Genomic DNA, 6,800 nt, shown 5'->3' with positions numbered 1-6,800 from the left:
GCAGCGAAGCAATCCAGAGCCGCACGCGACATCGCCAGCCGCTCTGGATTGCTTCGTCGCCCCGAAACAAGTTCGGAGCTCCTCGCAATGACGTTGCTCTGCTCATTTGCCCACCCCTTAAGTTGACAAAGGCGACGCACAGAGGCCGTTCAGCCGTCCCCCTCTCCTCCCCCGTCCGCATCGCCCTTTTCCGCCGGTTCGGGCAGCGCATCGCGCACGTCTTCGCCGGGCAGGCACTGGCCCCATTCCTCTTCGGCTTTCGCCACCCGCTCCAGCGACGCCTCCACCGGCTCATGCCTCTCGATGGCCCGCTGGCGCATCCAGCCTTGCAGCTCGCTGAGCGGCGCCCAGTTCACCGGATCCCGCGCGCGCAGCATCCATTGCAGGTGGCGGTTATCATATCTGGTGCGCCACCCGACAAAATGTCCGTCGTGAAAAACCTGTTCCTCCGTGCCGTTGACCGCCCGGTCGAAGGCGGTGGTGGCGAGGATATTGGTGCAGGCGCGCAGCGCCTCATCCCATGCCTTGCGGATATGCGCGCTGTCCTTCCGATTATAGAGCTTGTACGCCGACTGGCGCGACTTGCCGACGACGCGGCACGCATCGGTGATGCTGGCCGTGGCGCGCAGGGCTTCAAGGAATTTTTCGATCCGCTCCGGCGTCCAGCCGTCATGCCGACGCCGCCGCGCGGGCGGGCGATCGAGTTCGCCCCATTTCTCCAGCTCGGCCTTCGAACAATAATAATAGGGCGCGATGCTGCCGTCCGCGCGACGCGGGATATCCCGCATCGGCCCATGGTCGGGATGGGTTTCCGGCATCGGTTCGCCGCTCGGATAGCGCGGCCAGTCGGGATCTTCCGCGGCGCCTTCGGGAATGCGGGGGCGATGGCCGGATGCGGGTGCCTTGTCCGTCATTCGCCAGTGTAGGTCAGATGTTTTCCTACATTACAAGCAAATAGGATTTTACGGCTACCGGCGGGACGGCACGAGATTGGCCGCGTGCGTCAAGCCGCGCGCGTTCGCGACGCAGGTGACCGCGGAGACCGTTCCGTCGCGATAAGAGAGCCGGCAGGTGCCGGTGGCCGGCCGGGGATCCGTGGTGCGGACCTGGACCTGGCTGACGGCCATGGCGTCGCCGGACCGCGTGCCCGCATAGCGCACCATCGACCGCCGGCCGTCCCGCCGGAACTCGAACGTCTCGCGCCCGTTCTCGCGGCGGATGACGACCGAATCGCACAGCGCGAACGCATGGTCGCCCCGCTCCAGCAGCGGCGCGAACCGGTCGGCATATTCGCATTGCCCGCGATATTCGACGGGCGCGGCATCATCGGTCGCCGAAGCCGGTGCCGACGCCAGCGCCGCCGACAATATGGCGACCGTTCCCGGAATTGCGGCGGTTTTCACGAAAGCGGCCTTCCTTCCCGGCTATAAGCGCGTTTCCCGACCGAATAGGTCAGATGTTTTCCTATTTTTCAAGGGGATGTCACTTTAATCCTTTGGCACTACCCACAATCAACGGATAGATGGGTCACTGTTATCTGTTTAGGATAGGTTCCTGAACTCTAATTGTGCAAAGATATATGGATGGCCAACCGGGCAGAACGACGTCGTCAGCTAAGAATAGACAAGCACAAGCTTGGTAATGGTATCAACGTTACCAACAGAGATGGTGAGCAAATTGCGGCCCTTATGCGAGTTCTCCATAGCCTAGTTCGGACCAGCATTCTGAGAATGTCCGTCAACCCGCTGATGGAATGGACATATAATCACATGAAGACGACAAGTCGGAGCTTCGAGCGAGCGGCCGAAATAGATTGCCGTCGAGGCTGCTATCACTGCTGTCAGATGTGGGTAGACGTAAGCCCAGCAGAGATTTTCTATATTTGCTCGTCACTTAAGGGAAATATGCGCAAATCCGCCGCTACCGCGGTAGAGACGGCCAATAAATTTACGGAAAAAATGTCATTCGAAGAGCGAGCAGAGTTTGTTTCGCCTTGCCCCTTGCTCGTAGACCAAGAATGCTCAGTTTACGAAGTTCGACCGATCGCATGCAGAGCAGCATCTTCAATGGATGTGGAAGTATGTAAACGCGCCTACAATTTAGTTTCCGAAGAGCAGATTCCGCAGTCGTACCCGTACATGATGCTAGGAAGCGGCTACCGTCTTGCGCTTGCCGGTGCAATTAAGAAAGCGGGGCTAATCTACCGAGCCGTAGAGCTGAATTCTGGTCTTAACTTAGCTTTTTCGAGCTCTGATACAGAAAAAAATTGGCTAGATGGCGAAGATGTTTTTGCTGATGGCTTGCATGCACCTATAAATGATATTTTGGCTCAGCCGGTATACCAAGACATCTATAAAGGCGCTTTTTCTCTTTACTGAATTTTGGCTTAGTATTGCAGATAGGCCATCATTCGGCCCGACATGTTGTCGCGCTCATTGCCCCTCCCCATCCACCGCCGCCTGCACCGCGCGGTAAAACGCGTTCCGCCGCTCGCGGTATCCCGCATCGCTCGCCACCGGCCAGTTGCCGTTCGACGCGATCACCAGATTGCGCGCGGGATCGATGAAGATGCCTTGTCCGAAAATGCCCTGGGCGGCGAAGCTGCCGTCGTCGAAGGTCCACCATTGATAGCCGTATCCGCGGCCCGGCGTGCCGATATCGGCCTGGCGGGTCGTCGCATCGGCGAACCAGCCTTCGGGGACGACGCGCTCTTCGCCGATCATCCCGTCCGCCAGCACGAACAGGCCGAAGCGCGCATAATCGCGCACCGTCGCCGAGATGCAGCAGCCGGCGATCTCGTTGCCGCCCGCATTGACGATCCATTCGCCGTCCCGCGCCGTGCCGATGCGCGACCAGATCTCCCGCGACAGATAGTCGGCGAGCGGCATGCCGACCGCGTTGGCGACGACGACGCCGATCAGGTTGGTCTCGCCGGTATTGTACTGCCAGCGCGTGCCCGGCTCGGCCTCGCTCGGCAGATTGCGCATATAGGTGACGACCGGGTCGATACCGGGCTCGGGCGTTACCTGGTTGAACAGAGACACGTCCGAATCGGGATCGGTATAGTCCTCGTTCCAGCGCACGCCCGAAGTCATCGTCAGCAGCTGGCGGACGGTCACGCCGTCATAGCCGCTGCCCTGCAGCTCGGGGATGTAATCGGTGACGGGCGCGTCGAGCGATTCGATATGCCCGTCGACGATCGCCGCGCCGACCAGCGTCGAGGTCAGCGACTTGGCGACCGAGAAGCTCGTCCAGCGGGTGTCGACATCGGCGCCCATACGGTAGCGCTCGAGCCGCACCTCGCCGTTATGGACGACGATGATTCCGGCGGCGCGCTGGTCCTCCAGATAGCGGTCGAGCGTCCAGTCCTCGCCGTCGATCGCGAGCGCGATGTCGAGACCGGGGCCGCGCGGCAGTTCGCGGAACGCCTCGCCGTTCGCGATCGTGCGGACCGGGGCGAGTTCCTCCATCCGCGGAAAGGCGAAATCGCGCTGCGGCTGCGTCCACATCAGGATGTTGAGATCGGTCGGGACGGGGCCGTCGGCGCCGTCCTGCGCGGCGGCGGGCGCCGCCAGCGCCAGGCCGAGCGTCGCGGCGGCGGTCAGTATCGCGTTTTTCATCATCGTCCCTCTTCTCCTCTTGTCGGTACCGTCGCAATCCAGAGCGGCAGGCGATGTCGCATGATGCTCTGGATTGCCGCGTCGGCCCGAACGATGTTCGGCCCTCCTCGCAATGACGGACACGGCCGCCTAATCCCCCTTCACCAGCGTCACCTGCGCGACGTCTATGCCGCCGGCGCGGAAGCCGCCTTCGCAATACATCAGATAGTAGCGCCACAGCTTGTGGAAGCGCGCGTCGAAATCGGCGGGCAGCCGGCCTTCGGCGACCGCGCGGTCGTAGCGGTCGCGCCAGCGGCGCAGCGTCTCGGCATAATGGAGGTGGTAGCCGGCGCGGTCGGCCCAGCGCAGCCCGGCCTGCTTGGCGATCTCGGCGAAGCGCGTCTCCTCGATCAGCATCCCGCCGGGGAAGATATAGGTCTGGATGAAGTCGGCGCTGGCGGCATAGGCGTCGAACCCGGCCTCGGGGATCGAGATCAGCTGGATCGCCGCCCTGCCGCCGGGCTTCAGCCGGTTGGCGATCGCCTGCAGATAGGCGGGCCAGTAATCCTGGCCGACCGCCTCGACCATCTCGACGCTGGCGATCGCGTCGAACGTGCCGCGGACGTCGCGATAGTCGACTAGCTCGACGCGCGCCCGGTCCGCCAGCCCGGCGCCGCGCATCCGCTCCTCGACGAACGCCTTCTGCTCGGTCGACAGGGTGATGCCGGTGACGTCCGCGCCATAGTCGCGCGCGGCGATCTCCATCAGCCCGCCCCAGCCCGACCCGATCTCGAGCAGCCGGTCGCCGGGCGCCAGGTCGAGCCGGTCGAGCAGCATCCGGACCTTGCGCCGCTGCGCATCGGCGAGCGGCTCCTCGCGGTCCAGCGGATCGGCGAAGACCGCGCTCGAATAGGTCATCGTCTCGTCGAGCCAGGCGGCGTAGAAATCGTTGCCGAGATCGTAATGCGCCTCGATGTTGCGGCGCGCATTGGCGCGGTTGTTGCGCCGCTGCATGTGCGCGAGGAGGTTGCGCCAGCGCGCTGCGCCCTTGGCCCGCGCCACATTGCCGAGCGTGCCGCGGTTGGCGACGAACAGTTCGAACAGCTTTTCGGGTTCGGGGCTCGCCCATTCGCCTTCCGCCCAGCCGCGATACCAGCCCACCGAGCCCGAGGTCATCAGCCGGATCAGCGGCCGCCAGCTCTTGAGCTCGATCTGGGCCGCGACTCCCGGCGCCTGGTCGCCCAGGACCCGCGTCTCGCCGCCCGGCAGGCGCGCGTCGAGGCGGCCCGTCGCGAGGCCGGTGTCGATCCGGTCGAGCAGCTTGTGAAAGCCGGGCGCGAACAGGCGCGACAGCCAGGACGATCCGGTCGCAAAACCGCGATCCGCCTTCAGCAGATGCTCCCCGCGCGGTGACGGACTGCTCGCCATATCCCCTCCTGCGCGGGCTTATGGCCCAAAAGGGTTGCCGAGCGCAACGCTTCCGGCCCGCCGAGACGGCCTAATTCTTGACCGTGTCGTAGGCGTCCAGCGCGCGCTGGCGGGCTTCGCGATGGCTGATGATCTTGGCCGGGTAATCGTCGGGCCGGCAGCCATGCTCTTCGGGGTCGTGGACATACGGATCGTCGATGTCCGCCAGCTCGGGCACCCAGCGGCGGATATAGTCGCCCGCGTCGAATTTCTCGGACTGCGAGAGTGGCGCCATGATCCGCACGAACATGTTGGAATCGACGCCGGTGCCCGCGACCCATTGCCAGTTGGTGCTGTTCGATCCGTAATCGGCGTCGACCAGCGTGTCCCAGAACCATTGCTCGCCCTCGCGCCAGTCGATCAGCAGATGCTTGATCAGGAAGCTCGCGGCGATCATCCGGACCCGGTTGTGCATCCAGCCCGTTTCCCAGAGCTCGCGCATCCCGGCATCGACGATCGGATAGCCGGTCTCGCCCCGGCACCAGCGATCGAACTCGTCGCGCACGGCCGAGGAGCGGAAATCGCGCCAGGGGAAATCGGCGAACTGGTCGCGATAGCCTTCGCCGCCATATTTCGGGAATTGCAGGATCACATTCTGGGCATAGTCGCGCCAGACCAGCTCCTTCCGGAAGGTCGTCACATCGCGGCCAGGCCCCGATACGCGGTGCCAGACATAGGCGGGCGAGACCTCGCCGAAATGGAGATGCGGCGAGAGGCGCGCCGTGCCTTCGATGCTCGGCAGGTTGCGGCGGTCGTCATAGCGCGTCGCCTTGTCGACAAAGGCATCGACATTGCGCCGCGCGCCCTCTTCGCCCGGGCTCCAGACGTCGAAGCCCGTCGCCCAGTTCGGCCTGGTCGGCAGCAGGCCCCAGTCGCCGAGAGCGTCGCTCGCCGGCCACTCGCCGGGCGCATCGATCGCCTGGGGCGTGCGGGACGGCTCGGGGGGCGGCATATGCTCGCGCAGCGATTTCCAGAAGGGCGTGTAGATCTTGTAGGGATCGCCCGCGCCGGTCGTCACCGAACCCGGCGGCATCAGATAGTTGCCGTCGTGCAGGCGGAGTTCGACCCCGTCGGGCAGCGCCTCTTTCAGGTCGCGCTCGGCATTGCGCCACCAAGGCTCGTAATGGCGCAGCGCGTGGATTTCGGAGGCCCCGGCCTTGGCCGCGATATCGGCGAGGATCGTCGCGCTCGTCCCGCGCCGCAGGATCAGCCGCGAGCCCTTGTCGCGCAGGCTTTGGTCGAGCGACTCCAGCGAATGGTGGAGCCACCAGCGCGAAGCCGCACCCATCTTGCGGTGCTTCGGCGTTTCGTCGTCGAGGATATAGACGGGAATGACGGGGCCGCGCGATGCGGCTTCGGCGAGCGCCGCCTGATCGGACAGGCGGAGATCGCGGCGGAACCAGACGATGGAAATATTGCTCATTCCGAAGCTGTTACATCGACCGTGAAGCGGTCCCCAATACCGTCAAAGGTGAATCTCTGGTCGCGCAGCAGCGTCCGACCCTCCCGGCGCTCGACGAACGGCATCCGCGCCCAGACCAGATAGGCGCGGGCGTCCGGGTTGCGCGCGGCGACGGCGCGCCAGTCGACGCCGTCCATCCCGTCGGGCCGGACGTCGCCGTCCAGCATCACCATCGCGTCTCCGCCGAACAGCGTGAAATGCCCGCTGCCGATCTCGCTCTGCCCGCGCCAGTGGATGTCGCGCGCCCAGAAGGTGACCGGCAGGCTATTGGC

At 64.4% G+C, this 6,800-nt stretch carries 6 protein-coding genes and 1 pseudogene; 1 reads left to right on the top strand and 6 read right to left on the bottom strand.

Features of this window, described 5'->3' with window-relative positions; translation table 11 throughout:
* Positions 1-149 precede the first annotated feature (149 nt).
* Positions 150-914 carry a hypothetical protein gene (locus ACTS1X_RS10110; protein ID WP_442614267.1) on the bottom strand — a complete coding sequence of 255 codons (765 nt, stop codon included), beginning with the start codon at positions 912-914 and terminating at the stop codon, positions 150-152.
* Positions 915-968: 54 nt separating this feature from the next.
* Positions 969-1,403: a hypothetical protein gene (locus ACTS1X_RS10105; RefSeq protein ID WP_442614266.1), complete on the bottom strand. Its 435-nt coding sequence runs from the start codon at positions 1,401-1,403 to the stop codon at positions 969-971.
* Positions 1,404-1,583: 180 nt separating this feature from the next.
* On the opposite strand from ACTS1X_RS10105, the gene ACTS1X_RS10100 reads away from it, so the two are divergent.
* Positions 1,584-2,378: a YkgJ family cysteine cluster protein gene (locus ACTS1X_RS10100; protein WP_442614265.1), complete on the top strand. Its 795-nt coding sequence runs from the start codon at positions 1,584-1,586 to the stop codon at positions 2,376-2,378.
* 54 nt (positions 2,379-2,432) lie between these two features.
* Here the strand turns inward: ACTS1X_RS10100 and ACTS1X_RS10095 are convergent, their stop codons facing one another.
* From ACTS1X_RS10095 to ACTS1X_RS10080, 4 genes and pseudogenes are all read right to left on the bottom strand, one after another.
* Positions 2,433-3,623, bottom strand: a complete 1,191-nt coding sequence (locus ACTS1X_RS10095) for a serine hydrolase domain-containing protein (protein ID WP_442614264.1) — start codon at positions 3,621-3,623, stop codon at positions 2,433-2,435.
* Positions 3,624-3,749: 126 nt separating this feature from the next.
* Positions 3,750-5,027, bottom strand: a complete 1,278-nt coding sequence (locus ACTS1X_RS10090; protein ID WP_442614263.1) for a class I SAM-dependent methyltransferase — start codon at positions 5,025-5,027, stop codon at positions 3,750-3,752.
* Positions 5,028-5,097: 70 nt separating this feature from the next.
* Positions 5,098-6,489: a cryptochrome/photolyase family protein gene (locus ACTS1X_RS10085; RefSeq protein ID WP_442614262.1), complete on the bottom strand. Its 1,392-nt coding sequence runs from the start codon at positions 6,487-6,489 to the stop codon at positions 5,098-5,100.
* Positions 6,486-6,800: pseudogene (locus tag ACTS1X_RS10080) on the bottom strand (metal-dependent hydrolase); the annotation flags it as partial. The gene ACTS1X_RS10085 and the pseudogene ACTS1X_RS10080, both read right to left, overlap by 4 nt.

The sequence above is a fragment of the Parasphingopyxis sp. genome, from assembly GCF_052168275.1.
Taxonomy (GTDB): domain Bacteria; phylum Pseudomonadota; class Alphaproteobacteria; order Sphingomonadales; family Sphingomonadaceae; genus Parasphingopyxis.
This window is presented reverse-complemented; position numbering and strand designations above follow the sequence as displayed.

Bases quoted from the DNA above. Each gene is read 5' to 3' on its own strand.
- ACTS1X_RS10110 (WP_442614267.1), bottom strand. From the start codon at position 914: ATGACGGACAAGGCACCCGCATCCGGCCATCGCCCCCGCATTCCCGAA.
- ACTS1X_RS10100 (WP_442614265.1), top strand. From the start codon at position 1,584: ATGGCCAACCGGGCAGAACGACGTCGTCAGCTAAGAATAGACAAGCAC.
- ACTS1X_RS10095 (WP_442614264.1), bottom strand. From the start codon at position 3,623: ATGATGAAAAACGCGATACTGACCGCCGCCGCGACGCTCGGCCTGGCG.
- ACTS1X_RS10085 (WP_442614262.1), bottom strand. From the start codon at position 6,489: ATGAGCAATATTTCCATCGTCTGGTTCCGCCGCGATCTCCGCCTGTCC.
- ACTS1X_RS10090 (WP_442614263.1), bottom strand. From the start codon at position 5,027: ATGGCGAGCAGTCCGTCACCGCGCGGGGAGCATCTGCTGAAGGCGGAT.